Source organism: Psychrobacter sp. H27, from assembly GCF_059072655.1.
Genome location: NZ_JCACRX010000001.1, coordinates 2,145,606 through 2,170,901, shown reverse-complemented (window position 1 = coordinate 2,170,901; position 25,296 = coordinate 2,145,606). Strand labels below are relative to the sequence as shown.

General features: G+C 44.4%; 21 protein-coding genes and 2 tRNA genes. 16 read left to right on the top strand and 7 right to left on the bottom strand.

All coding sequences use genetic code 11. From position 1 onward, the window contains the following. The first annotated feature begins 6 nt into the window (after positions 1-6). Positions 7-1,002 (top strand): pirin family protein, encoded by a 996-nt coding sequence (locus AC5JPY_RS08870; protein ID WP_443525219.1) that lies wholly within the window; start codon positions 7-9, stop codon positions 1,000-1,002. A gap of 101 nt (positions 1,003-1,103) precedes the next feature. On the opposite strand, the gene AC5JPY_RS08865 is transcribed toward AC5JPY_RS08870, so the two are convergent. Next, positions 1,104-2,207 carry an alkene reductase gene (locus AC5JPY_RS08865; RefSeq protein ID WP_443525218.1) on the bottom strand — a complete coding sequence of 368 codons (1,104 nt, stop codon included), beginning with the start codon at positions 2,205-2,207 and terminating at the stop codon, positions 1,104-1,106. A gap of 223 nt (positions 2,208-2,430) precedes the next feature. Then, positions 2,431-3,360: a DMT family transporter gene (locus AC5JPY_RS08860; protein WP_443525216.1), complete on the bottom strand. Its 930-nt coding sequence runs from the start codon at positions 3,358-3,360 to the stop codon at positions 2,431-2,433. A gap of 605 nt (positions 3,361-3,965) precedes the next feature. On the opposite strand from AC5JPY_RS08860, the gene AC5JPY_RS08855 reads away from it, so the two are divergent. The 3 genes from AC5JPY_RS08855 (at position 3,966) to AC5JPY_RS08845 (ending at position 6,304) form a co-directional block, all read left to right on the top strand. Continuing rightward, a complete protein-coding gene (locus tag AC5JPY_RS08855; RefSeq protein WP_443525215.1) occupies positions 3,966-4,379 on the top strand; it encodes a hypothetical protein in 414 nt (137 codons plus the stop codon). 253 nt (positions 4,380-4,632) lie between these two features. Beyond that, entirely contained in the window at positions 4,633-5,637 is a 1,005-nt protein-coding gene (lplA, locus tag AC5JPY_RS08850) for a lipoate--protein ligase (protein WP_443525214.1), read from the top strand. A gap of 103 nt (positions 5,638-5,740) precedes the next feature. Next, positions 5,741-6,304, top strand: a complete 564-nt coding sequence (locus AC5JPY_RS08845) for a hypothetical protein (protein ID WP_443525213.1) — start codon at positions 5,741-5,743, stop codon at positions 6,302-6,304. Positions 6,305-6,476: 172 nt separating this feature from the next. Here AC5JPY_RS08845 and AC5JPY_RS08840 read toward each other — a convergent pair whose 3' ends face one another. Then, entirely contained in the window at positions 6,477-8,612 is a 2,136-nt protein-coding gene (locus AC5JPY_RS08840) for a 2,4-dienoyl-CoA reductase FMN-binding domain-containing protein (protein WP_443525212.1), read from the bottom strand. A gap of 487 nt (positions 8,613-9,099) precedes the next feature. On the opposite strand from AC5JPY_RS08840, the gene AC5JPY_RS08835 reads away from it, so the two are divergent. Beyond that, positions 9,100-10,764 carry an AMP-binding protein gene (locus tag AC5JPY_RS08835; protein ID WP_443525210.1) on the top strand — a complete coding sequence of 555 codons (1,665 nt, stop codon included), beginning with the start codon at positions 9,100-9,102 and terminating at the stop codon, positions 10,762-10,764. A 203-nt stretch (positions 10,765-10,967) separates the two neighbouring features. On the opposite strand, the gene AC5JPY_RS08830 is transcribed toward AC5JPY_RS08835, so the two are convergent. The 4 genes from AC5JPY_RS08830 to hemA all read right to left on the bottom strand — a co-directional run bounded on the left by AC5JPY_RS08830 (position 10,968) and on the right by hemA (position 15,144). After that, the gene (locus AC5JPY_RS08830) at positions 10,968-11,387 is read right to left on the bottom strand and encodes a DUF6691 family protein (protein ID WP_443525208.1); all 420 of its coding nucleotides are present in this window, start codon (positions 11,385-11,387) and stop codon (positions 10,968-10,970) included. A gap of 98 nt (positions 11,388-11,485) precedes the next feature. Beyond that, the gene (locus AC5JPY_RS08825; RefSeq protein ID WP_443525206.1) at positions 11,486-11,923 is read right to left on the bottom strand and encodes a YeeE/YedE family protein; all 438 of its coding nucleotides are present in this window, start codon (positions 11,921-11,923) and stop codon (positions 11,486-11,488) included. 221 nt (positions 11,924-12,144) lie between these two features. Then, positions 12,145-13,281, bottom strand: a complete 1,137-nt coding sequence (locus AC5JPY_RS08820) for an aminotransferase class V-fold PLP-dependent enzyme (RefSeq protein ID WP_443525205.1) — start codon at positions 13,279-13,281, stop codon at positions 12,145-12,147. 462 nt (positions 13,282-13,743) lie between these two features. Continuing rightward, positions 13,744-15,144 (bottom strand): glutamyl-tRNA reductase, encoded by a 1,401-nt coding sequence (hemA, locus tag AC5JPY_RS08815; protein ID WP_443525203.1) that lies wholly within the window; start codon positions 15,142-15,144, stop codon positions 13,744-13,746. A 550-nt stretch (positions 15,145-15,694) separates the two neighbouring features. Between hemA and AC5JPY_RS08810 the strand changes: the two genes are divergently transcribed. From AC5JPY_RS08810 to AC5JPY_RS08760, 11 genes are all read left to right on the top strand, one after another. After that, entirely contained in the window at positions 15,695-17,632 is a 1,938-nt protein-coding gene (locus tag AC5JPY_RS08810; protein WP_443525202.1) for a tetratricopeptide repeat protein, read from the top strand. A 162-nt stretch (positions 17,633-17,794) separates the two neighbouring features. Further along, positions 17,795-18,424, top strand: a complete 630-nt coding sequence (gene lolB / locus AC5JPY_RS08805) for a lipoprotein insertase outer membrane protein LolB (RefSeq protein WP_443525201.1) — start codon at positions 17,795-17,797, stop codon at positions 18,422-18,424. A gap of 75 nt (positions 18,425-18,499) precedes the next feature. Further along, on the top strand, positions 18,500-19,462 hold the full coding sequence (gene ispE, locus AC5JPY_RS08800) for a 4-(cytidine 5'-diphospho)-2-C-methyl-D-erythritol kinase (RefSeq protein WP_443525200.1): 963 nt from the start codon (positions 18,500-18,502) through the stop codon (positions 19,460-19,462). Positions 19,463-19,539: 77 nt separating this feature from the next. Further along, positions 19,540-20,019 carry a hypothetical protein gene (locus tag AC5JPY_RS08795; protein WP_443525198.1) on the top strand — a complete coding sequence of 160 codons (480 nt, stop codon included), beginning with the start codon at positions 19,540-19,542 and terminating at the stop codon, positions 20,017-20,019. Positions 20,020-20,233: 214 nt separating this feature from the next. Further along, positions 20,234-20,309 (top strand) — tRNA-Gln (locus tag AC5JPY_RS08790). A gap of 240 nt (positions 20,310-20,549) precedes the next feature. Next, positions 20,550-20,625, top strand: a tRNA-Gln gene (locus tag AC5JPY_RS08785). A gap of 108 nt (positions 20,626-20,733) precedes the next feature. After that, the gene (locus AC5JPY_RS08780; RefSeq protein ID WP_057758042.1) at positions 20,734-21,681 is read left to right on the top strand and encodes a ribose-phosphate pyrophosphokinase; all 948 of its coding nucleotides are present in this window, start codon (positions 20,734-20,736) and stop codon (positions 21,679-21,681) included. A gap of 436 nt (positions 21,682-22,117) precedes the next feature. Then, positions 22,118-22,807, top strand: coding sequence for a 50S ribosomal protein L25/general stress protein Ctc (locus AC5JPY_RS08775; RefSeq protein ID WP_443525197.1), 690 nt, complete (start codon positions 22,118-22,120; stop codon positions 22,805-22,807). 177 nt (positions 22,808-22,984) lie between these two features. Continuing rightward, complete coding sequence (gene pth, locus AC5JPY_RS08770) at positions 22,985-23,566, top strand: aminoacyl-tRNA hydrolase (RefSeq protein WP_443525195.1); 582 nt, start codon at positions 22,985-22,987, stop codon at positions 23,564-23,566. Between the two features lie 100 nt (positions 23,567-23,666). Further along, positions 23,667-24,047 carry an aspartate 1-decarboxylase gene (gene panD, locus AC5JPY_RS08765; protein WP_201548990.1) on the top strand — a complete coding sequence of 127 codons (381 nt, stop codon included), beginning with the start codon at positions 23,667-23,669 and terminating at the stop codon, positions 24,045-24,047. A 188-nt stretch (positions 24,048-24,235) separates the two neighbouring features. Then, positions 24,236-25,216: a calcium/sodium antiporter gene (locus tag AC5JPY_RS08760; RefSeq protein WP_443525193.1), complete on the top strand. Its 981-nt coding sequence runs from the start codon at positions 24,236-24,238 to the stop codon at positions 25,214-25,216. Positions 25,217-25,296 lie beyond the last annotated feature (80 nt).

Below are 25,296 nucleotides of genomic sequence, written 5' to 3'. Positions count from 1 at the left end.
TAATCAATGCGCCCAATTAAGCAGATTCATGGTGATAAAGCACCACATTGGGTCGGTGATGGATTTTTTGTAAAGACATTAATCAATCATCTTGATGACCATCCAGACTTTAACTACAGTCACACCGATCCGTTTTTATTGTTTGACTATGGTGAGCCCACGACCTTTTCACCTAATCCTGACTACCAGACACAGCCTCATGGTGTCGGTCAACACCCCCATAAGGGTTTTGAAACCGTTACTATCGCTTACTCAGGTGAGATCAGTCATGCTGACTCGACAGGAGGGCGCGGCGATATTTTAGAAGGTGGGGTACAGTGGATGACTGCTGGTCGCGGTATCTTGCATGAAGAGTTTCATTCTGAAGCCTTTGGGCAGCGCGGTGGTGTGTTTAGTATGGTGCAGCTATGGGTAAACTTACCAAGTGCCAATAAGTTGACCGATCCCAAGTATCAGTCTATCAAGCGTGTTGATATGCCTATCATCGAGCTGATGGACGATAGTGGCGCTGGCTCTCAAGATACTGTTGCTAAAGGTGCTGACAAGCAAACTGCCATAGGACAAGTCGCTATTATCGCAGGTGACTGGCATGGTGTCACTGGTGCGGCAACGACCTTTACCCCTATTAATCTATGGGATATCGAGCTGCACACAATGGGCACAACGACCCTACAAATACCAAGTACACACAACACGTTGCTGCTCGTACAAGAAGGTACTCTGTTGGTTAACGGCGTATCCGTCAGTGCAGGTAGACTGATTCAGTTTGCAGCGCCAACCTCTGTATATAATCAGCCTATGCCACTATCTGACGATGCTACCGATACCATTGAGTTGACCTGCCTTGCAACTACCGATGAGAACGCCCCTATCAAGTTACTCCTGCTGAGTGGACAACCAATCGGTGAGCCAGTTGCAGGTTATGGCCCCTTTGTCATGAATACACAAGAAGAGCTAAGGCAGACCTTTCGCGACTATCAAACTGGTAATTTTGGTAAATAAACAAAATTGACGCACAAAAAAAGCCCTCTGACTAACGGTAGTCAGAGGGCTTTTTGATACGCAATCCAGCTACTGAGTCAAAAATATTGACCCAATGGCTATTACGCTTGATCTAAAGATGGATAGTCGGTGTAACCTTCTGCACCGCCGCCATAGAAAGACTCTGGATGCTGCTCGTTGAGCGCAGCGCCTTTTTGGATACGTTCAGGCAGATCAGGGTTTGCAATATAGTCACGGCCGAAAGCAACCGCGTCAATATAACCTGCTTTTACGTTTCTCTCTGCTTTTTCGGCTGTATAGCCGCCCGCAGCAATAATCATATTGTCAAAAGCATCACGGACGCGCTGACGGAATCCGTCATTATAAGGCGTACCACCTGCCCAGTCAGGCTCTGATAGATGTAAATACATCAGACCACGCTTGTTGATTTGCTCAACCATCCAGACGTTTTCGTCTTCATCGTAGCCCGCTTCTACATTGTTAAACGTACCTAGTGGCGAGATACGAATACCCACATGGTCAGCATCCCAAGCATCTACGCATGCGTCGACGACATCTAGCGTCAGACGCGCACGGTTTTCGCGGCTACCGCCATATTCGTCATCACGCTGGTTGGTTTGCTCAACCCAGAACTGATGTAGCAAATAACCATGGGCACCATGAACCTCTACGCCATCAAAGCCAGCTTCTTGAGCGTTTTTGGTTGCTTGAGCAAAATCAGCAATGACTTGTTTGATTTCGTCTAGCGTGGCTGGACGCGGCGGCGTTGCATCGACGCGAATGGCTTGGTTATCGCTATCACGTAGCGAGGTGCGCACACCAACATCAACATTAGAGGCAGAGATTGGCGCTTTGCCATCTGGCTGTACGCTCTCATGAGAGACCAGACCTGTATGCCATAGCTGCACGACGATCTTGCCGCCTTTTGCATGGACATTATCTACGATGGCTTTCCATGCCGTGATCTGGTCTTTGGTGTGGACGCCTGGTGCGCCTGCATAGCCTTTTGCTTGGAATGAGACTTGCGTCGCCTCAGTGATGACCAGACCAGAGCTTGCACGCTGAGAATAATACTCGCCAGCAAGCGCTGTCGGTACGTCGCTTGGCTCAACTGAACGCAAACGCGTAAGCGGTGCCATAATGATGCGGTTCTTTAGGGTCTGAGTGCCCATTTCGACGGTTTCAAATAAGTTATCGTGTGCCATAAAAAGCCTTGTTCGTTGTATTAAACCTAAATCATAGGTTTTGTATTTGTTGGTATATAGCGCTCGGTTTTATTGATTTGATTTGCCAAGCGCTTTATTCGTTAGCCGAGTTCTTTATAGGGGGCAGCTGCAATTATTCCAAGCAATATTTACAAACAGATACACCAATATTCACTTATTTGAATCTTTGTAAGCCATTGCTACTAAGACTGTTTACCAAGTCTTAAGCTTTATTTGTCTGAGTGGTATTCTTTGACTGCAGCATACTCTTAACAGATAGCTCTAATGACAGATAGGTACCGATCAAGATTACGATTGAGCCAATAATAGCTTGTATATTTAGCGCTTCACCAAGCAATACATATCCCAAAATAATCGCGAAAATAGGAATAACCAATGTGATGCTCGTGGCACGCGTTGGACCAATATTTTTGATTAACTGGTTCATGAATATCAGAGCAATGGCGGTCGAAAATACGCCGATACATATCACAGATACCCATGCTTTTAGACTGATTGCCTGACCATAAGGGAACTCATTAAAGGCAACAGGCAGCATAATGATGCTACCAATAATCAGTGAGCCTGCCGTGATCGCAACAGGGGAGACATTGAACAGATAGTTTTTGGTGATGTTAGCGCCGACAGCATAGCCGACACAGGCCAGTAACGCGTAGCCCATCGGTAGTAGTCCTTCGACCAAGCCTTTGCCCTGCTCCCCGCCGCCAAACAGGCTTTCGCTCATCAATATAATGACCCCCACCACGCCAATGACCAGACCGAGTGCTTGTTTTTTTGATAGCCTATCTTTAAAGAATACGCGAGCGATAAAACCACTCATCATCGGTACAGAGGCATTCAATACTGCCAATACACCAGCGTTCACTGACTGAGCAGAGAAAGAAAACAGTACAAAAGGAAGCGCTGCCGAAAATATGCCGACGAGCGATAGCATTTTCCAATGCTCTTTGATACCTACTCTGTTTTTTTTCTTTAGTAGTACAAAGACAAGCATGACCAGTCCGGCAAATATCACACGCAGGCTGGCAAAAGCCAATGAGCCAAACTCAGGCACGCCAACCCGATAAAACACAAAGGAGAGCGACCACATAAAAGAGAGCGTCACGAAGATGATGAGGTCACGGTTGGTCATTGGGTAATCCTATTAAGTGCTTAGACTGCATTTGCCAACTCGTGTCGGTCATAACTGTCTGCTATGTGGTGAAAATTATCGTGCTAATAAAGCACTATGATGGTAGAACTTTAGTCGTTTGATATGTCATTTTTTATAAATTTTATAGCGCCATTCTAATTGGTTGACCCATTTCATTTAAAGCCATATCCATATATTCGTCTTTTTTTATCTTAAATAGCCGGGTAAAACACATTATTTAGTGATAGACCAGTAGTTGCTGCTGACCTATAACTTATGTACTTTAGCCTATTTCAGCACCTCACTATTCATATACTGGCAAACTCCGAAGTCACTCTTGAGACATTACTCTCATCAGTACCTATAAGAGTAGAACCTATCTGGATATCGAAGCTTTTTAACAATAAGACTGCGCGATAGATAATCTTAATAATATCAAAGTATAACCAATACTATCTAATCAGTAGGAGTTTTCCTTAAAAATATAATAGTTGATATTTGTTTACTAATTTTTTACTATCTAAAAGGTATTGGCTCGTATCTAGCGATACAAAAATAGATGACAAATATGATTAGTAGGATTTATAAATTATTGAGGAATGATTATGAAACGGATAGCGTTATGCATCGGTATGATGTCAGTTGCAACGGCAGGGTTTTGCGGGGTTGGTCAGTTCTCAGATGAGACCACTTGCTACGTTTATAAACAAGACAAATTACAAAAAAAGCTAAACTGTCAGTATGAGGGCGCTGAGGGTGCAGCGATGAGTTATAGTTTTAGGCAGGTCGCTTATAATCTGCCGGGATTTGGCAAAATGGCAACCTCTACCAGTGCAAACTATAATGACCGTAATGAGGTGACTGGATGGACGACGACCGTCAATGACGAGCCCGCGATCATCAGATATCGTCTGCCAACCAATCAGCGTATCGTCAGTGATGCCTATGCGCAGTCTGGCAAAACGGTGATGCAGTGTTATCTCAGTACCAAATCGCAGTGGGAGATTTGTGCTAAATAGGGTGAGATATTAATGAGACTTAATACATCATAAAGCTGAGCCTATTGCTCGGCTTTTTCACTACTAACAGCGAGACTTAATATTTTTTATGTCACAGCATTACTCATATATTCCACCTGAACACTCTACGATACTAAAATCTGAACTACCTTTCCTACCACTCTCCCATTGAACCTAAATTTCTTATCAGTAAGAATATCAGTATCTATTTATAACCCTCACCCTATAAAAGCGATTAAAAAAAGGATCCATCATGAAACTGCGCATCTTAAAGTCTGCGGTGACCAATCCTTGGTTCAATCTTGCCACCGAGGATTGGATATTTAACACACTCAATGCCGACTCGCACACGCTATTTTTGTGGCGCAACTCTGAAACCGTAGTCATTGGTCGCTCGCAAAACCCATGGGTCGAGTGCAAGATGGATAAGATGGCGGCAGATGATGTGTTTTTGGCGCGGCGTCAGAGTGGTGGCGGTGCAGTTTTCCATGACTTGGGCAACACCAATTTTACTTTTTTGTCCCCCAAGCACGCGTATGACCAAACGGCTAACTTTACCATTATCATCAATGCGCTAAAAAAGCTGGGCATAGACGCCACGCTATCTGGTCGTAATGACATGCAAGTGGGCGATAGAAAAATATCAGGCAGCGCCTTTAAACATGCCGCCGATCGCAGCTTTCATCATGGGACACTACTGGTCAATGCCAATATGCAAAAGCTTGGCGACTATCTCAATCCGCATCCCTTAAAGCTCAAAGCAAAAGGCATCAAATCGGTACGTGCGCGCGTAGCAAACTTGGTAGAGCTCAATGACGCTATCAATCATGAAATCTTGTCTAATGCGATTATCGAGGCGTTTTGTGAGTATTACGAAGATACTGCGCCAGTTGAGCAGTTGGATGAAGCCAGCCTTGCCAAACAGCCAACGCTAAACGCTTACTACCAGCAAATGGCAGATTGGGATTGGCGCTTTGGCAAGACGCCTGAGTTTAGCCATCATATCGAGACGCGCTTTGATTGGGGTATCATGGATGTACATATGGATGTGAGGCAAGCGGTGATTGCAGAAGTTGTTATCTTTTCTGATGCGTTAAATGTTGAGCTTATTGACTTGCTCAAGGAGACATTGACTGGTGTGAAATATAATAAGAGCGAGATTAAAGATACGCTTGCTGAACTGGCAAACTCGCAACCTGAGTTGGCGGCTCAGGTGGGTGATTTTGAGAAATGGCTGGTTGCGGAGATGAATGCTTAAACTTTTAGTCTGCTGATATCTTGTGCTGATATTTACATTTCAGCTTTGGCATTTTAGAGGTGGCTATTTAAAGTTGAATCCGTTAAAAAAGGTAGAATGACTTATGGAACAAATAGCTATTATTTTCTTTGTGCTGACTTCTTTTTTGGGGATGGAAGACAATACTATTGCAGCCGATAAAACGATTGTGACGGTATACCCTCGACGCCAAATAGTAGAAATCACTCAACAAGATCTATTTGCTATTGTCCACTCGAATGCAGATGCAACCCACGTCAGAAAACAATGGTCTCACATATTAGCTAACTCACAACAGGGTACTGGTTGGGCAAAAGCATTAGCGCCTTTTCCTAGTAAGACAATAACGCTAGCAACGGTAAATAACCAAATTCAGCCACAGCTAACACTAAGTTATAACGATGAGAAAGATTTGCGTGCGATGGGTATCTGGTATGAGGCTGATAAAAATCATTTTTCTATCAACCATGTACCACGAGATGATCTGCAAACGACAGATGGTAAATTAATAGGAAATTATTGGGTATTTAATGCAGACAAGCCTTTTAGCTTTACCCTTGAGCCGTTCAAAGCGCTACCTCAGGTATACCAGAACCTTAAACAACCATTAACGCAAATACTGGCTGAAGACGATGCTTTAATACAATAGCCTCTCACTAACGCCTCTCTATAGTTGAAGTCTTTGCCATTAAAATAATTACGATATCGGACCAAAATAAAGCCAGATAAATAAGGTACTAACTACCACTTTTTCCAAAGCAAAAAAAGCAGCAAGATAATCTATCTTGCTGCTTTTACATTTAACTCAAACTATCTAACTTTTAGATTTCTGCTGCAACCTCAGCACCATCACGGATTGCACGTTTTGCATCTAGCTCAGCTGCGAGCTTAGCACCACCGATGAGATGGTATTGCGCGTCTGGCGCATCGCCAACGTTTGGCATCAGCTCAACGACCGACTCTTGACCTGCGCAGACGACGACGCTATCGACACGGAGTAGCTGGCTTTGACCTTGTGGGTCAGTAACCCAGATACCCTCGTTAGTGATCTTATCATACTGCACGCCAGCCACTTGAATGACGCCATGCGATTTGATATGAGCGCGATGCACCCAGCCTGAGGTTTTGTTCAGACCACTACCCAGACGACCTTTGCTACGCTGCATCAGATAGACTTGGCGAATGGGCTTAATCGCTTTAGGTCTGACCAGACCGCCATCACTTTGATAGTCAGTATCATTGGTCACGCCCCACTCTTCGCGCCACTCGCTGATGGACTGCGGCTCAGGACGATAGCTTGGGTCTTTGAGACCCTCAGGACCGATCTCATCCAGCGACTGACCATGGTTGGCGGTCAGATACTCACTGACATCGAAACCAATACCGCCAGCACCGATGACCGCTACCGTGTCACCCACGGCTTTTTCACCAGAGAGCAATTCTGCGTAGCTGATGACTTGTGGCAGATCCGCTCCTTCCAGCTTACCTGCTAGGCTTCTGGGTACAACGCCCGTGGCCACGATGACATGGTGGAACTTGGCTTTTTCTAGCATGTCTTTATCTACAAAGGTGTTGAGTTTGACCTCGACGCCCAAGTGCTCAAGCTCATTAATATAGTAGCGAACGGTCTCAAAGAACTCTTCTTTACCAGGGATGACTTTGGCATAGTTGAACTGCCCGCCTAATACGTCTTTTGCTTCAAACAACGTCACATCGTGACCACGTAAGGCAGCGACGTGAGCAGCTGACATACCAGCGACACCGCCACCGATGACGGCGACTTTTTTCGCTTTTTTCGCTTTTTTGTAGACCAGCTCTGTCTCATAGCACGCTTGCGGATTGACCAGACAAGTCGAGCGTTTGTTTTCAAACGTATGATCGAGGCACGCTTGGTTACAGGCGATACAGGTGTTAATTCGATCTGTCTGACCGTTTTTGGCTTTGTTGACCCAATGCGCATCCGCCAAGAATGGACGTGCCATTTGAATCATATCTGCCTGACCGTCAGCGATAATTTCTTCTGCCGTATCTGGCATGTTGATGCGGTTGGCCGCCATCATTGGAATATTGATGTGTTTTTTGATCTCAGCAGTGAAGTCAACGAAAGCGGCACGTGGAACACTCGTCACAATAGTCGGGACACGCGCTTCATGCCAGCCGATACCCGTGTTCATGATCGTCACGCCCGCCTCTTCTAGCGCTTTTGCTACGGTGATGACTTCATCCATGACATTACCGTCTTTGACCAAGTCAATCACCGACAGACGGAACAAGATAATAAAATCTTCACCCACGGCCTCGCGAACGGCTGTGACCACGTCGACCGCGAATTTCATACGACCTTGAATATCACCGCCATAGATGTCTTTACGTTTGTTGACATGACTGGATAAAAACTGATTGAGCAAGTAGCCTTCAGAACCCATGATTTCGACGCCGTCATAGCCTGCTTGTTTGGCAAGTTTGGCACTGCGTGCATAGTCTTTTACCGTCTGCTCGATGTTTTTGATGCTCATCTTGCGTGGTTTGAACGGTGAAATTGGGGATTTGATTGGGCTAGATGACACCGCAAAAGGATGATAACCGTAACGACCACTGTGCAATATCTGCATAATGATTTTGCTGTCGTGCTTATGGACAGCACGAGTGACGCGCTGGTGATTGATGACATCTGCTTTGTTATTCATGGTGCCGCCAGCAGGCAGTAGCCAACCTTCGCGGTTGGGCGAGATACCGCCTGTGATCATCATGGCCACGCCGCCTTTGGCACGCTCTTCAAAATAAGCTGCGAGCTTACCGTAGTTATAAAAACGGTCTTCAAGCCCCGTATGCATAGAGCCCATGACCATACGGTTTTTTAGGGTAGTAAACCCTAAATCCAATGGCTCAAATAAATGTGGATAGTATTCATTGGTGCTGGCAGTATCGATCGTATTAGCAGAACGGCTGGCGGTCATATCATTTTCCTTATGAATGGTTTTTTTGGACTATTTTTGCAGAACAGACATGCGATAAGATGTAGCGTTATCAGTATCGTAACACACCGCTATTATTGTCAGCTATGCAGACAAACGACTGATGAGTGAGCACTATATACATGACGACAGCAAGATAACGGCTAGATGGCAATTGGGCGACAGTTAGAGGATGGCTAAATAATAATAGGACACCAAGTATGCAACGAGTAATTGCACTAGCTGTTATAAAAACCAACCCAAATTGCCAGGCAGCTTGCCTACAGTGGGGCAGATGCTTTTGCCAGTATCTCTCATAGTTACAGTGTCTCTCATAGTTACAGTATCTCGCGTAGCATAATAGGATAATCGATAAAAATCGACTAATATAAAACCTTTTTGTGTTAAATTACTGTGCTAGGTTACTGCATTATAGAAAGGTAATATGCTGAGTTACCGCATTATAGCAATACGATAAAGGACTATCACCATGACAGACTTTCATACTGGCCTTGGCAAAAACGCCGCCAACCATCAACCGCTCACCCCTATTGACTTTATCATCCGTAGCGCGCAAGTTTATCCTGATAAAACCGCCATAATCTATGATGATCTAGAGCACAACAACCTGATTCAGACGTGGCAACAGACCTATACCCGCTGTCGTCAACTGGCAGATGGATTACGTAAACTGGGTATAGATAAAAATGATACGGTCGCCGTCATGTTGCCAAACACACCCGCGATGGTCGAATGCGCGTTTGGTGTGCCGATGTCAGGTGGCGTACTCTGCACACTGAACACGCGCCTCGATATCAATGCCCTTACCTTTTGTTTACAGCATTCAGAAGCAAAGGTTTTAATTTTAGATAGCGAGTTTGCTGAGCACGCCGAGATCATCACTGAGACTTTCCCCAACTTGATCGTCATTCACGCAGCGGATGCGGCTATCGATGTTGAGCCGTTTGGACACATGAGTTATGAGGCGCTGGTTGCCAGTTCAGACAGTCTGGACAATTGGGAGATGCCAGCAGACGAGTGGGATGCTATCGCTCTAAACTACACCTCTGGCACGACAGGCAAACCAAAAGGTGTGGTCTATCACCACCGCGGGGCTACGCTCAATGCCATCTCCAATATATTAGATTGGGACATGCCAAAACACCCAATTTACTTATGGACATTGCCGCTTTTTCATTGCAATGGTTGGTGTTTTCCTTGGAGTATCGCTGAGCGTGCTGGAGTCAATGTTTGTTTGCGTCACATTGATGCAGATTTGATATTACAGCTGATTGCCAAGCATCAGGTCACCCATTATTGCTCCGCGCCCGTCGTCCACAATATGATTGCTGGCGGTAAACCAGAGTATAAGGATGCCATCACGCATACAGTCAAAGGTTGGGTCGCTGGTGCACCGCCATCCGAGACCATGCTAGCAGCGATGGAAGCAATGGGCTTTCATATCTCACACGTTTATGGACTTACTGAAGTATATGGACCAGTGACAGTTTGCGCTGAGCAAGAAGAATGGGATGAGCTTGATGTCGCCACACGCGCCCAAAAGAAATCTCGTCAAGGTATGACTTCCCATCTTATGGCAGGGTTTGAGGTATTTAGACAAGGTACCACTGAGCCCGTTGCCGCTGATGGCGAAGAGATGGGCGAGCTGGCATTACGTGGCAATATGGTGATGAAAGGCTATCTCAAAAGCTGCAAAACCACCGAAGCAGCATTCGCCGATGGCTGGTTCCGCACAGGTGATTTGGGTGTCAAATATCCTGATGGCTATATTAAAATCATGGATAGACTCAAAGATATCATCATCTCAGGCGGTGAGAACATCTCTAGTATCGAGGTAGAAAACGTCTTGTACAAACTCCCAGCAATCGAGAGCTGTGCGGTCGTCGCCGCGCCCCATGATAAATGGGGAGAAGTACCCGTCGCCTTTATCGAGATTCATACTGGTAGCACGCTACAACGCGATACTGTGATGGCGCACTGTAGTCAGCACTTGGCAGGTTTTAAAGTGCCAAAATATATTGTGTTTGCCGAAATACCTAAGACCAGTACGGGTAAAGTACAAAAGTTTGAGCTACGCCAAGCGGCCAAATCATTGGCGCATGAGACGCCAAAAGTCACTGCCAGTGCTAAATAAACTGATAATATATTAGATCGTATCATTGATTAAACTTCATAAAAAAGGTCACCTACACATAGCTGACCTTTTTTTGAGTGCTAGACTATTTATACTATAGCTGGTTCAATATAGTTTGGAGACAAGGAAGCCAAGCAAAAGTACTACAAATAGTAGATTAAGCGAGGCTGACACCATATCCAATTTATAGAGAACTAACTATATCAGCCAAGTTTGGGCTCAAGCCACTGATAAATCAGCATTCCTATGATCATCGCTGGGATGAACACATACGCTTGCCATTGTCCTGTACCAAGCAACACAATACCAGGCCCTGGACAAATACCAACTAAACCCCAACCAATACCGAACAACATCGCACCGATAAGCAGTTTTTTATTAATCACCGTTTTGCTTGGCATATCGATCGGCGTGCCAATCCAGCTGCTTTGTTGACGCTTGGCCAGCAGCACACCAAAGAACGCTACAACCAAACCGCCACCCATCACCAGTGCAAGGGAGATATCCCAGGCGCCAAACACGTCCAAGAATCCTTGTACCTTCACAGGATCAGTCATACCTGATACCAGCAGACCAAATCCAAATAGCAATCCGGCTAGCAATCCGATTATATTCTTTAGCATTATTGTCTCTCGCTATTATTGTTTTCTATTAATCATCTTCTATCATTTACGCTCTAACACGACTGATCGCTACTGTCTGGTAATCTACCATCCAGCATCTATAGTAGCCCTAGGACATGCCGACCGATATAGACAGTCACAATCCCAAACAGCATAAAGGTCACGGTCGCGGCCAGCGAGCGCGGAGACAGACGTGCATTACCGCAAATGCCATGACCACTCGTACATCCTGAACCAAGACGAGTACCAAAACCAACCAATAACCCTGCAATAATCAACAGTGGCAACGAGCTGCTAATGTCTACATCAGGTAATGGTCTTGCTAGGCCGTATAGCACTGGTGATATGACCAAACCTACTATAAATAGCACCTGCCACATCTCTACACGCTTAGGTCTTAGCAAGTTTGAAAAAATGCCACTGATACCCGCAATACGCCCGATGCCAAGTAGCAAGATAACCGTTGCCACGCCGAGCATCAAACCACCTACCAAAGAGATCGGTGTAAATGCTTGCCAGTCTATTTGTATACTCATAATGAGCTGCCTATATAGATGTGTTAGATATTTCTGACCATTATTTATAAAAATACGTTATATTATAAAAATACATTATATTATAAAATATAATAAAAGAGTAAAAAAATACTGAGCACGTATAAGAATATTTACGGCTCAGTATTTCGATGACGATAGCAGCATCTAAAAAACGTCTATAAACACGACAGCATCAGTTTATAAACGTTCCCTAAATAGTTTTACTTGCTCAACACTTTATCCAGTGCCGCTTCAAAACGTGCCACAGTTCCATCGATATCGGTTAGTTTATCCAAACCAAACAGACCTAGACGGAAAGTTTTGAAATTATCAGGCTCACCTACTTTTAGTGGTACGCCCGCGGCGATTTGCACTCCGATTTCAGCGAAAGCGCTACCTTTATGCATGTCATCACGATCGGTATAAGAGACGACAACGCCAGGCGCTTTGAAACCTTCAGCCGCTACACTCTCAACACCTTTGGCTTCTAATACTTCACGGATACGTTTGCCAAGTGTCCACTGTGCATCACATAGCGTATCAAAACCGATTGCTTTGGCTTCATTCACAGCATCACGGAACTGGCGTAAGCTGTCTGTCGGCATCGTCGCGTGATAGGCATGACCACCGTTTTCATAAGCACGCATGATGTTTAACCATTGCTTAAGATCGACACTGAAACTGTCAGACTCAGTGCTGTCTACTTTTTTGACAGCAGCGTCGCTTAGCATGACCAGACCAGCGCTAGGCGTACTGCTCCAGCCTTTTTGCGGCGCGCTAATCAGCACATCGATACCTAATGCTTTCATATCTAACCATACGCAGCCTGATGCGATACAGTCAATGACCAATAAACCACCAACGCTATGCACAGCGTCGCCCAGTGCTTTTATATAGTCATCTGACAAAATCATACCAGACGATGTCTCAACGTGCGGTGCAAATACAACGGCTGGTTTTTCTTCTTTGATCTTGGCTACGGCGGTGTCGATATCGACTGGTGCAAATGGTTTAGGTGACTCGCTATCATCCGCACGATTGGCCGTAAGTACAGTAGAAGATTTGGCAATTTTGCCTTTCTCTAAAATTTGCGTCCAACGATAACTGAACCAACCATTACGGATGATCAGGCAATCTTCGTCGTTTGCCAGTTGGCGAGCGACGGCTTCCATGCCATAGGTACCAGAGCCAGGTACAATCACCACGGCATCAGCGTTATAAACAGATTTTAGGTCACTAGATAGATCGTTCATTACTTGTTGAAAAGCTTTTGACATGTGGTTCAGCGCGCGATCGGTATATACCACTGAATACTCTAACAAACCATTTGGATCGATATCTTGACGTAATGCAGGCATTGAACACTCCTAGTGTGTGATTAGATGGTTGACTATTTTTTGGCTCTTTTTTCCGTAATATCTGGGTATGAAATAATATAGATACTGATCAAGTAGCAGAATTAATAACTAGCTAATAAGTAGTAATTAAGTACTGAGCTAGAACAAAAACAAAGGATAGAACGGAGTATTGACCAGATAGCACTTTAATATAGCGATATTGTCTTGAATAATAATGTCTTGAGCTGTTTAGAGGTTCCTCGCTTTTGAACGCATAAAAAAACAAGGAACACTGATGAGGTCTACTAACGTTGCATCAATATATCTGTAGTCATATCACGAGTAGACATCGGCACATTATTTTGAACCAAACCATTCATAAGAGATTGATATTAGCACTGATACTAGAGGTTGACAACGACATGCTGGGGCAGTGTTATGACTTGCACTGTCGATGATTTGTTGATAAGTCGTGTGTAACTATCAATGCCCGCGATGAGCATCCTGTAGCCCTGAAACCACAAAGTCGAGCAGATCACTATCGCCTTCGCGCGCCGCTTTGCGCATGAGTTTTGATGGTGCATGCGTCAATGTTTGGGTCAAGCGTCGTGACAGTTCGGTGAGGATATCTTCTGGACTGACATCGTCCTGTTGCAGCTTAGCGATAGACTCGTGTAGCAGTTTATCCACTTGACCTTGGGTACAGGCGCGGTACTGTTGAATGTCTTTGCCGACTTGACGAACTTGAAAGCGGCGGTCTATCTCAACAACCAATTGACTCACCAGTAACTCAGCGTCAACCGCTGCTTGCCGACGCTGCTCGATATTGCCAGCAATCACATGCTGTAAATCATCGACAGAGTATAGATACACATCATCAATGCGGCTGATATTGGAGTCGATATCGCGCGGTACTGCCAAGTCTATCATCAGCATTGGCTGATAACGACGACGCTTGAGTGCTTGCATCGTCATTGTCTTATCAATCAACAAGTCCATACTGCCGCTACAGCTACTGACAATATCTGCTTCTGCCAGTACTTGTGGCAACTCCTGCAATGGTTTGACATCGACACGGCGATTGGGACTACGCAGTTCCGCGGCCAATGCTTCGGCACGCTCAGGATTGCGATTACAGATAATGACTCGTCCTACCCCAAGCCCTGCGATATGGGTCGCGACCAAGCGGTTCATCTCGCCTGCAGCAACGACCAATAGTGTACGACTGGGCAGATCATCAAATATTTGCGTGACCAGTTTCGCTGCAGCAAAGCTAAGCGATACCGCTTGCGCGCCGACTTGCGTCTCATTACGCACTCGTTTGGCCGCGGCAAATACTTGATCTACAATCCAGCCAAGCTGATTACTGAGTACTTTTTGCTCTTGCGCTAAGTGCACAGAGCGCTTTATTTGACCAAGGATTTGTGGCTCGCCCAGTATCATAGAGTCGAGCCCTGCAGCTACTCTTAACCAATGGGTCAATGCATGAGTATCCCGATGTACATAAAGATAAGGGTCGATGTCTGAGAGTGGGAGCTGTTTGAATTCAGCAAGCCACGTCTTGATTTTGATAATGTGAGCGCTAATGGCGGTAGCCGAAACATTGCTGCTACCACTAAAGTTGTTTTGCTCGGTAGTAACGGTCGTTTGCAAGCTAGATGGCTGTGAGACTGTGCTTTGCGGCACTGAAGGTTGCGATGCTGAGTTGTGCGGCACGAGGGCATAGATCTCAGTACGGTTGCACGTTGAGACAATCACACTACCATCAGTGAAACTCTCTATCTGGTCGAGCGCGACATTCACATCGTCACCCACAAGTGCCAAGCGCTCTCGTAGAGCGACTGGTGCGGTTTTGTGATTGACCCCAATGACCACTAATCTCATTATTGATAGACCATAAACATGACGCTCAGTTGCCTACTTACGCTATCTTATTATTTTCAAAAGACAGTTTTTGATGACAGCGCTGAAAGGAAGACCCTAAAAACCGCTTATTATATCATTATTGCTGGCGTTAATTAACACTCACCTATCTATGATAGCTATATCTCTGTATCTGGTCACGGCGGTAACAAATCAACTACCCATACGATTTATAAAATCAATAGCCAGATTTTGGCAAGTGCTCAATAAAACAAACATAAATCGCTCGCTTAGTATGACTTAACTTGTTATATTTCCACAGTATTCTGATCGATACGCACTTAAAAATAAAAACATAGTCGACCGTGTTTGCGCTTAAAACAGGCCTCACATGTCGCGTATTCATATAAGAACTATGACTCTCATCGGAGTAACACGGCTCCTATTGTTTATACTGTACCTCTGCTCTTATAATGTCTGTCATAGGTACTCGTTACCACTATTTAACTTACAATGATTAAAATAAAATACCTCAGTGATGTAGGTAAACCATGGACGAATACGGCTATCTATGATGTTTTTTGGATCATTATTTCACGCGCATCCTCCACTTAATGAGCAATCTAGCCTTCGTGCTCTGTTGCAGGTCGTTATGGAGCGTCTGTGCCAACGGTATAAGCTTGCCTTATCATTGGCCGTTTGTTTGTGCTTGACCACACCAGTTCATGCCAGCCAACCTGATACTTCATCACAGGTAACCTTTCCGCAAGCACCAGCTATTATCAATAATAATGCGAATAATACCAGTACTAGCACCAACACTACTATTAACACGACCGTTCGTAGAGTCAGCCAGCCGGCAGATAACATTGCAAATATTGATGGTCTAGCACCTACTGGCTTGTGGAAACCTGAGCTTAATGAACCAAGTTTATATGCTCTACTAGATGCAGAGTTTGCCGCGGATCGCGACAATCGACAGCGAGCGATTGCAATCTATAAGCAGCAGTCTTTTAAAGAAGACGCCACCGCAGTTTTTGAGAGAGCGCTGACTTTATCCTTACGTAATGAACGGGTCGAAGACTCGTTAGCATTTGCCAAATCATGGCAAGACCAAAACCCTGACCATGTACCTGCTTGGTTTTATGTGGCGCATTTAGCCCTGCGCGCGCACGATTATATCCTAGCTGGTGAGACACTAAACCGTATCTTACGTTATGATCCGCGTGCAGATCTAAGCGAAATCCTCATTGGTATTTATCCAAATAACGATGAGGATAAACGCGAGCTACTTGCTGCTTTGCAGCCTCTAGATAGCGAGCAAAATGCTTCATTATCTGTACTAAAAGCAGGTCTACTCTACCAGTTTAACGAGCCTGAAGTCGCTATTGTACACATCAACCGCGCGTTAGAACGTCAGCCTGACTATGTGCCTTTTATTACCTTAAAAGCTGACATACTGCGCAAAATCGTTACTGCCGAGACCGTGGTCAATTATGTCAGCCAAGCGCGCCTTCGTAACCCTGATAGTAAGAGCTTGTACTTATACGAAATTCGCTATTTATTGGATCTCAAACAAAGCGAGCAAGCTTGGAGATTACTGCTCGAAGCCCATAATCGCTTTAGCGATGATGCCGAAATTACTTTGCTAGCGGCATTGGTGAGTCTGGATATCGAAGAGTATGCGAGCGCAGATGATCTACTCAACATACTTGCCAAAAGCCCCACCTATCTCGACCAAGCGTATTACTATCTCGGTATCAGTGCTGAGCGTCAGCAGCTCTTTGAGCAAGCCAAATATTATCTCAATGACGTGATGCAAGAGGACTTGGTATTAGAAGCTCGTAGAAAGGTAGTGGCGTTTGAATTACTTGATAATGATGTTGACGCCGCAATCGCTACGTTAGAAAAGCTACGCAAAGACTTTACAGTATTTGCGCCTGACACGTTTGTCATGCAGGCCGATATTTTGTGGCAACAGAACCAGTCAGCAGAAGCATTGCTGCTACTAACACGTGCCGCCCGCAAATATCCTGATAATGAAATGCTACTGTTTGCTCGGGCTCAGCTCTTAGATGACAAAGATGATTATGTCGTCAAACGCACTTTGCTCAATCATTTGCAGGCGTTAGATCCTAGTAACCTATCTTACCAGCTCAGTTATGCGCAGTTACTGCTGGCCAACGAGCGCAGTTCAGAGCAGGGCCTAGCATTAGCCACCGCTATTATTCAGATTCGCTACGATGATCCCCGCTATGACAACGAGCTCCATCTGCAAGCCCTAAATGTACTGGCGGGCAATGCACTTGCAAAAGAAAACTATAAACAAGTGATTAACTATCTACAGACACCTTATGATGTTCTGCCAACCCTGCGCTCAGGTACTTTGCTATTGCGCGCTTACCAAGGGCTAGGCAATAACGAAAAGGTTGAAGCCCTACTCGCAGACTTACAACAGCGCTTCTCATTTGGACAACACAATATCAATGACCGCATACAGTTGTATTGATATTGACGGTTCAAGCTTCCTGTTTGGTCTTTTAGCTCTATATATGACACAGCACTTATACATTACAAGGCAGTTATAAGAAGCTAACAGCCGTGCATAACCGAGCAACAAATAACGCTTAAGCTAATATCTTTGTTTAACTTCCTATTCTGAGAACCTATTATGTCTGTATCACTCTCGTCTTATAAACCAAATAAATTGACGCTATTGACTGCCATGGCGACCGCAATGGTCATCACCTCTGGCTGTCAGTCGCTAAAAACAGCCAGCGCAACCAATCAACCAACCACCATGCAAGGCCAAAATGTCGAACAACCCAAAAAGCTAGAAAGCTTTGACATCACTGGTAAAATTGGGGTGACAATGCCTGCCAATGATACCTCAGGTACCCAAGGCGGTAGTGCGTTTTATGCATGGGGTCAACAAGACGATCGTTTTGCGATTGAGCTCATCGGCGCACTCGGTATCGGCAAAACCAACATTGAGTACAATGGTCAAACGGCCACGCTAGTTAGTGAAAAAACAGGCACATTGACCGCTAATGATCCTGAAACCTTGCTCAAAAAAGCCACTGGCTGGCAAGCGCCTATCTCACAGATGCCTTATTGGATATCTGGACGTCCGGCACCTTCAGACAGCGCGCCGCAGCTTGATGCTCAAAACCGCTTAGTAAGCTCAGTCAATGGCGAATGGAATGCGAGCTTCACTTACAAGGGTAATGATAAGCTACCTAGTAAGATCAGTGCCGTACGGTCACAAGGAAATAAAGTTGTGATGACGATCAACCACTAACGCATCACGACTCGCTAATAAAACCACTCCACAAGCTATCACTGCTTATTAAGATAGCTGTTTTTGACCGAGACTATGACTAAAGATACTGCTATAGCGCCGACTTCTACCTTCACTCGTTTGTCCCCTGCAAAAATCAATCTTTTCTTGCACATTACGGGCAAACGAGCTGACGGCTATCATAATTTGCAAACAGTATTTCGCCTGCTCGACTGGGGCGATTACTTGCACTTCTCGGTCGGCGATGATGCTATGACTTCTACTAAAAATAGTGAATTAGACGCTACTACCCTCTGTCATCAGCTGTTGGTATTAGCCGGTGCAGAGACGATCACGGCCAATATAGAAGACAACTTAATATTTAAAGCGGCGCGCGCATTGCTAGCGTTTGCCATAGAGTCAGACACTTTACCTGAGCAATTGGTACAAGTTACTATCACTTTAGACAAGCATTTGCCAATGGGTGCAGGATTGGGCGGTGGCTCGTCCAATGCCGCAACTACTATGCTGGCGCTTAATGAAATTTGGCAACTTAACATTACTTGCGACGAACTTATAAAAATCGGTGCAAAGGTAGGCGCAGATGTGCCCATATTTATCTTTGGGCAAGACGCCATTGCGATGGGTATTGGTGAAGAATTGACTGCCATTGATTTACCTGACCAGCAGTATGTAATCCTAACGCCTGATGCGCATGTCAATACTGCCACCCTATTCGCTCACTCCAAATTGCAGCGAGATATCACTCCTCTTTCGGTTGATACTATTCAAAGCCAATATACTGACTACGTGCAAACGCTCACCGCGCCCTATCATAATGTCTTTACGCCAGTAGTGACGAGCCTCGCTCCTGCTGTTGCAGAGGCTTTAAATTATTTGCAAGGGTTAGAGACGCAAGCGCTTGGCATAGCACGCATGACTGGCTCTGGTAGCGCGGTGTTTTTGCCTTTAGATACGAGTATTGCCACCGATAAAAAACTGTTGGCGAAGTGGGTTGAAGGTGCGCCTTTTTCAGGATATGTGGTGGGGAGTTTGTAACTGCGCAAATTTTTATAGATAGGTGAAAAGGTAAGCGCCGCAAATACTACCAAGCCTAAAGCATTTAAGAGCAAAATATGATCACTCTCGGAAATATAAAAACTATTGCTTTTAAAATACATGAAATGGAAAAGCCATTCATAGTGATGGATATTATTGTGAACTCAGTAAACATCAGTTATCAAGATAATAATTATTATGCGTTTCCACTTGTTAACAATATTAAGAAAGAAATAGAACTGATTACTAATGGCGAATTTCACCTAAATAAAAGTTTGATCAATACACCACTAAGCAAGCTACATGATATTTTTTATGAAACTGAAACTGGAGTTTACGATAGCAGTAATGAGAGAGGTAACTTTTTGTTCTACGACTTATCTACTAACAAATCTCTATTTTACGTTTACCAAGAAGATGGATGTCTGATATTTTTTGGGAAATTTTTTGATGGTAATAATATTATCACCTCAAAAATAAGAAAAAGTGAGTTCTTAGCTACATTGCTCAAGCTGTTGCATACAGTTGAGCCTTACGCTGCTCCTCGAAACATATAAGACTATTTTGGAAACCTCGTGCCAGACACACTAGTCTCAAGCTTACTCATATAGCCCTAAAAGAGAATATAAGTAAGATATCAATCCTTATCACCAACTTTCACCATATACCTATCGAAATCATACCGTCCTTGATAAATTAAGAATAAATCCCAGAAAAAGTCGCAAATGACTTGCAAAATCTGAAAATTTACTTATAATAGGTCGCCACAATAGGGGTATAGCCAAGTTGGTAAGGCATCAGGTTTTGATCCTGACATCCGTTGGTTCGAGTCCAGCTACCCCTGCCATTTTTTAGTACGAAGCGTTAGAGATATAGTGAGTATAAGAGGTTTATAGACAACCTCTTATCTTATTGTCATTGACAACGTTATCCCAGTTTCGGTATAGTTCGCAATGGACACCGCTAGGGAAAAGTTATACTTTAGACGGCTCAATCGTTTATAATATAACTGATAGGTCATGACGCCATTCTAATAATGATTAAACAATCAATATTAGCTATCGGACGTATATAGCCTAGACATTACAGGGGTATAGCCAAGTTGGTAAGGCATCAGGTTTTGATCCTGACATCCGTTGGTTCGAGTCCAGCTACCCCTGCCATTTTTACTGTAATAGTAGTCATCAACACCTTCACCACTCTTTTCTTAATTTGAGCAGTTTGTCACTGCTTAGCGGTCGCTGCTTGAGTCAATCAATAGGACTTCTGTCATGCCTTATTTGGCGATTTTTACGGGTAATGCCCACCCAGAATTAGCAAAAACCGTAGCCGATCATCTTCATATACCTCTTGGTAAAGCTGACATCACGCGTTTTTCTGATGGCGAAATTGCCGTGGAAATCAAAGAACACGTACGTGGTAAAGATGTGTTTATCATGCAGCCTACTTGTGCACCGACCAACGACAACTTGATGGAAATCATGATGATGGCAGACGCCTTGCGTCGCTCTAGTGCTGGCCGTATCACAGCTGTCATGCCATATTTTGGTTATGCTCGTCAGGATCGTCGCCCGCGTTCAGCTCGTGTACCTATCTCAGCCAAAGTCGTCGCTGATATGCTAAATATCGTTAGTATCGATCGCGTCATGACGGTTGATTTGCACTCAGATCAGATTCAGGGTTTCTTCGATATCCCTGTAGACAACATCTATGGTACGCCAGTACTCCTAAACGACCTACAAAAACAAGATTATGACAATATCATGGTGGTTTCTCCTGATGTTGGCGGTGTGGTTCGTGCCCGTGCGATGGCCAAGCAGTTAGGCGATACTGACATGGCGATTATCGATAAGCGCCGTGCGCGTGCGAATGAGTCACAAGTGATGCACATCATTGGTGATGTCCGTGACCGTGATTGCGTTATCGTTGATGATATGGTCGATACTGCAGGTACATTGTGTAAAGCTGCCGAAGCATTGAAAGAAAATGGTGCACGTCGCGTATTGGCTTATATCACGCATCCTGTCCTGTCAGGTAACGCACTCAAAAACATCAGCGAATCGGCGCTAGACGAAGTCGTTGTGACCGATACGATTCCATTATCAGCTGAAGCAAAAGCCTGCAGCAAAATCCGTCAGGTCAGTATCGCGCCGATGCTTGCTGAGAGCTTACGCCGTATCAACAACGAAGAATCTATTAGTGCAATGTTTGATGCCTAATGTTTAGTGATCAGTGTTTAATACTGAACGCTAGATAGTAGTTGTTATAATCAAAACAGCAACGCCTGTGTTAATAGATATTGAATAAGCCAAAGAAATAGCGCCAAGTATGAGTACTTGGCGCTATTTTTATGTCCGTGATTTTCGTAGGTCTTTATTATTGCTACAAAATCACGTATAATGCGCGCCTGTGCTAGCCTTTTGTTTTATTACGCAAGGGTGGCATTATTAAAAGTGCTGATCAAGCTGAATAATAATGGCTATTGTAGTAATTATTACTATAAAAATCATTGTTATAGGCAAATGGCTAATGTTGTTAATCGTGTTATTTACATACGATGATAAACCTTAGCTCTCATCACGTATTAGTGGATTGGTCGCAAATCCACTTTTTTATGACCAGACACTTCATCATTCTTTTTATAGGATTATATCCATGAGCATTAATCATTTTGAACTAAAAGCCGTTGATCGTTCTGCTGAACTACAAGGTAAAGGTGCGAGCCGCCGCCTACGTAAGCAGAACCTAGTTCCTGCTATCATCTATGGTGGTAATGAAGAACCAACAGCTATCTCTATCAAGCTTAACGAACTAGTAAAATCACTAGAATTCGAAGCGTTCTTCTCACACATCTTGACTATCAATGTTGATGGTGAAGAGCATCAAGCAGTCATCAAAGACTTGCAGCGTCATCCTGCTAAAGGTTTCCCAATGCATGCTGATTTTCAGCGCATTGTGAAAGGTCAAAAAATCCACATGAACGTTCCTGTGCATTTCTCTGGCCGTGAAGATGCTCCTGGTACTGCTGCTGGTGGCGTATTGTCTACTCTAGTATCTGACATCGAAATCATCTGCCTACCATCTAAACTTCCTGAATACCTAGATGTAGACGTTTCTGGTATGGAAATCGGTGATTTGTTCCGTCTATCAGACATCGAACTTCCTGAAGGTGTTGTGATTCATGAGCTTGAGCTAGAAGACGGCCATGACCGTACTATCGTTAACATGCAGCCACCTACTGTTGAAGAAGTTGACGAAGATGCTGAAGACGTTGATGCTGATGAAGTACCAGCAACTGAGCAAAACGACGACGCTGATGCTGAAGAAAGCAAAGACGACGAGTAATATACTATGTCTAGGTAGCACTTTATTTTGTGCTACTTAGTAACAGACTCGTTTAGTTAAGAAAACAGCAGGTGATTTAAAATCTCCTGCTGTTTTTGTAAGTAAGGTTTGAAAATACATGGTTTTCTCAAATTTAAAGCCTTATCTCTATTTATCGTATTCAAGCAGGGTGTTTTTATGGCCATAAAGCTTATTGTCGGTCTTGGTAATCCTGGTCAGCAGTATATGTTCACGCGTCATAATGCTGGGTTTTGGTTCGTTCATCATTTGGCACAGCAGTTCAATATCACGCTCGCCCCTGACAAGAAGTTTCACGGGGTGACAGGACGCGGGCAAATTCATGGGTCTGATGTGCGTCTACTGATGCCGCTGACGTTTATGAATAAATCTGGTCAGTCAGTCGTGCCTATGGTAAATTTTTATAGCATCAAAAACGACGAGCTATTGATTGCTCATGATGAGCTCGACATCCCAGCTGGCAGCATCAAGCTCAAAACCGATGGCGGTCATGGCGGTCATAATGGTCTGCGTGATATTACACCGCACATCGGCAATGACTTTCATCGTCTACGCGTAGGTATTGGCCACCCAGGACACAAGTCCAAAGTTAGTGGGCATGTCCTCTCAAAAGCGTCACCCGATGAGCAAATCGCTATCGATAGCGCACTGACAGCAGCTTTTGAAGCACTACCCCTGTTGATGAGTGGCGATACTGAAAAAGCCCGCTCACAAATTAATGGCTTTAAATTACCTGAATAATATAGCTTCATTATAACAACGACCTTTTATTTTGGTAGTTTTGTCCCCATTAACCTTTTGATTTAGTTATTTAATATCAGTTACGCTAAGGAAGCAACCTATGCTACTTAATATGCTTAAATGCAAATTACATCGTGCTCGCGTTACCCATGCTGAGCTTCATTATGAAGGCTCATGCGGTATCGATGGTGATCTACTTGACCTTGCTGGTCTACGTGAAAACGAATCTATCGATATCTATAATGTGACCAATGGCAAGCGCTTTCGCACCTATGCTATCCGTGCTGAAGCAGGCTCTGGTATTATCTCATTAAATGGTGCTGCAGCTCATATGGCAGATTTAGGTGACATCGTCATTATCTGTGCTTATGCCCAGTTTGATGAAGTTGAAGCATCTACCTACCAACCAAAACTTGTCTACTGTAATGAAGACAACACGGTTAAAGACACAGCAAATATCATCCCTGTACAAGTTGCTTAATATGACAGGATGACGAGGTTTTGGTTAGATCAAGATAAATATCAAACTAGAGCGTTGGTTTAACTCTGGTTATTGCCAAAAACCTCGATGCTAAAATGAAAGCTGAATCTTTGTGTCGATTCAGCTTTTTTTGTGCCAGTTTTATTTATCAAGTTCATCACTTTTATTATCTATAAGGAAACATACTGATGTGGTTGGCAGTGATTGCAATACTGATTGGGTTAGCAATTTTGGTTTGGAGTGCCGATGTCTTTATTGATGGGGCGACAGCACTAGCAAAGAAGTTTAGCGTGCCAAGCTTCTTGATCGGCGTATTGATACTGGGTATCGGCACATCAGCCCCTGAAATGGTGGTGTCAGTATTGGCCGCAATTGAAGGCAGCCCTGAGCTGGCTTTGGGTAATGCTTACGGCTCAAACATCATCAATATTGCCTTGGTACTCGGTGCAACCGTACTGATTAGCCCTATTATCATTCGTAAGGGCATCGTAAAGCGCGATCTACCTCTATTACTCCTAATCACTGCTACAGCGGCGTGGCAGCTGCGTGATGGCGTGTTGAGCCAAGCTGATGGTATTGTGCTACTGATACTCTTGGTTGTCGTCTTGGCGATACAGATCGTACTGAGTATCCGTGAAGGGTATCATGAGCATGAGGATGATGTAATTGTTGAGAGCACTGATCCAGATCACATAGAGCCAAGTATGGCGCGTGGTCTTGTCAGCTTACTTATCGGTATGCTGATGCTGGTCATCAGTTCACGTGCCATCGTCTGGGGTGCGGTCGAGCTGGCAACGCTGTGGGGGCTCAGTGAGCTTATCATTGGATTGACGATTGTCGCTGTTGGCACCTCATTGCCCGAGCTGGTATCGAGCTTGTCAGCGGCGCGTAAAGGCGAGCATGATATGGCGCTAGGTAATATCATTGGCTCAAACATCTTTAACACGTTGGCCGTTGTCGGTTTGGCGACCGTGATTGCCCCTATTACCGCTGATCCAATTATTTTTTCACGCGACGTGATGGCGATGGGATTACTGACCGTGTTGCTTGTTGTCCTATGCGTGTTTGCTTTTATGAAAAATCGTCAATTTGGTCGTACGTCAGGCGCGACCTTGGTACTTTTCTTTGTGGGTTATACCGCATGGCTGATCCAAAGCGTCAGTATGTAACCAGCATTTTTCTTATACCATTCAATTTTCAATAATTTGGATGGTATCGTTTCAAACGGTCTGTTTAGGGTTCAGCAAAA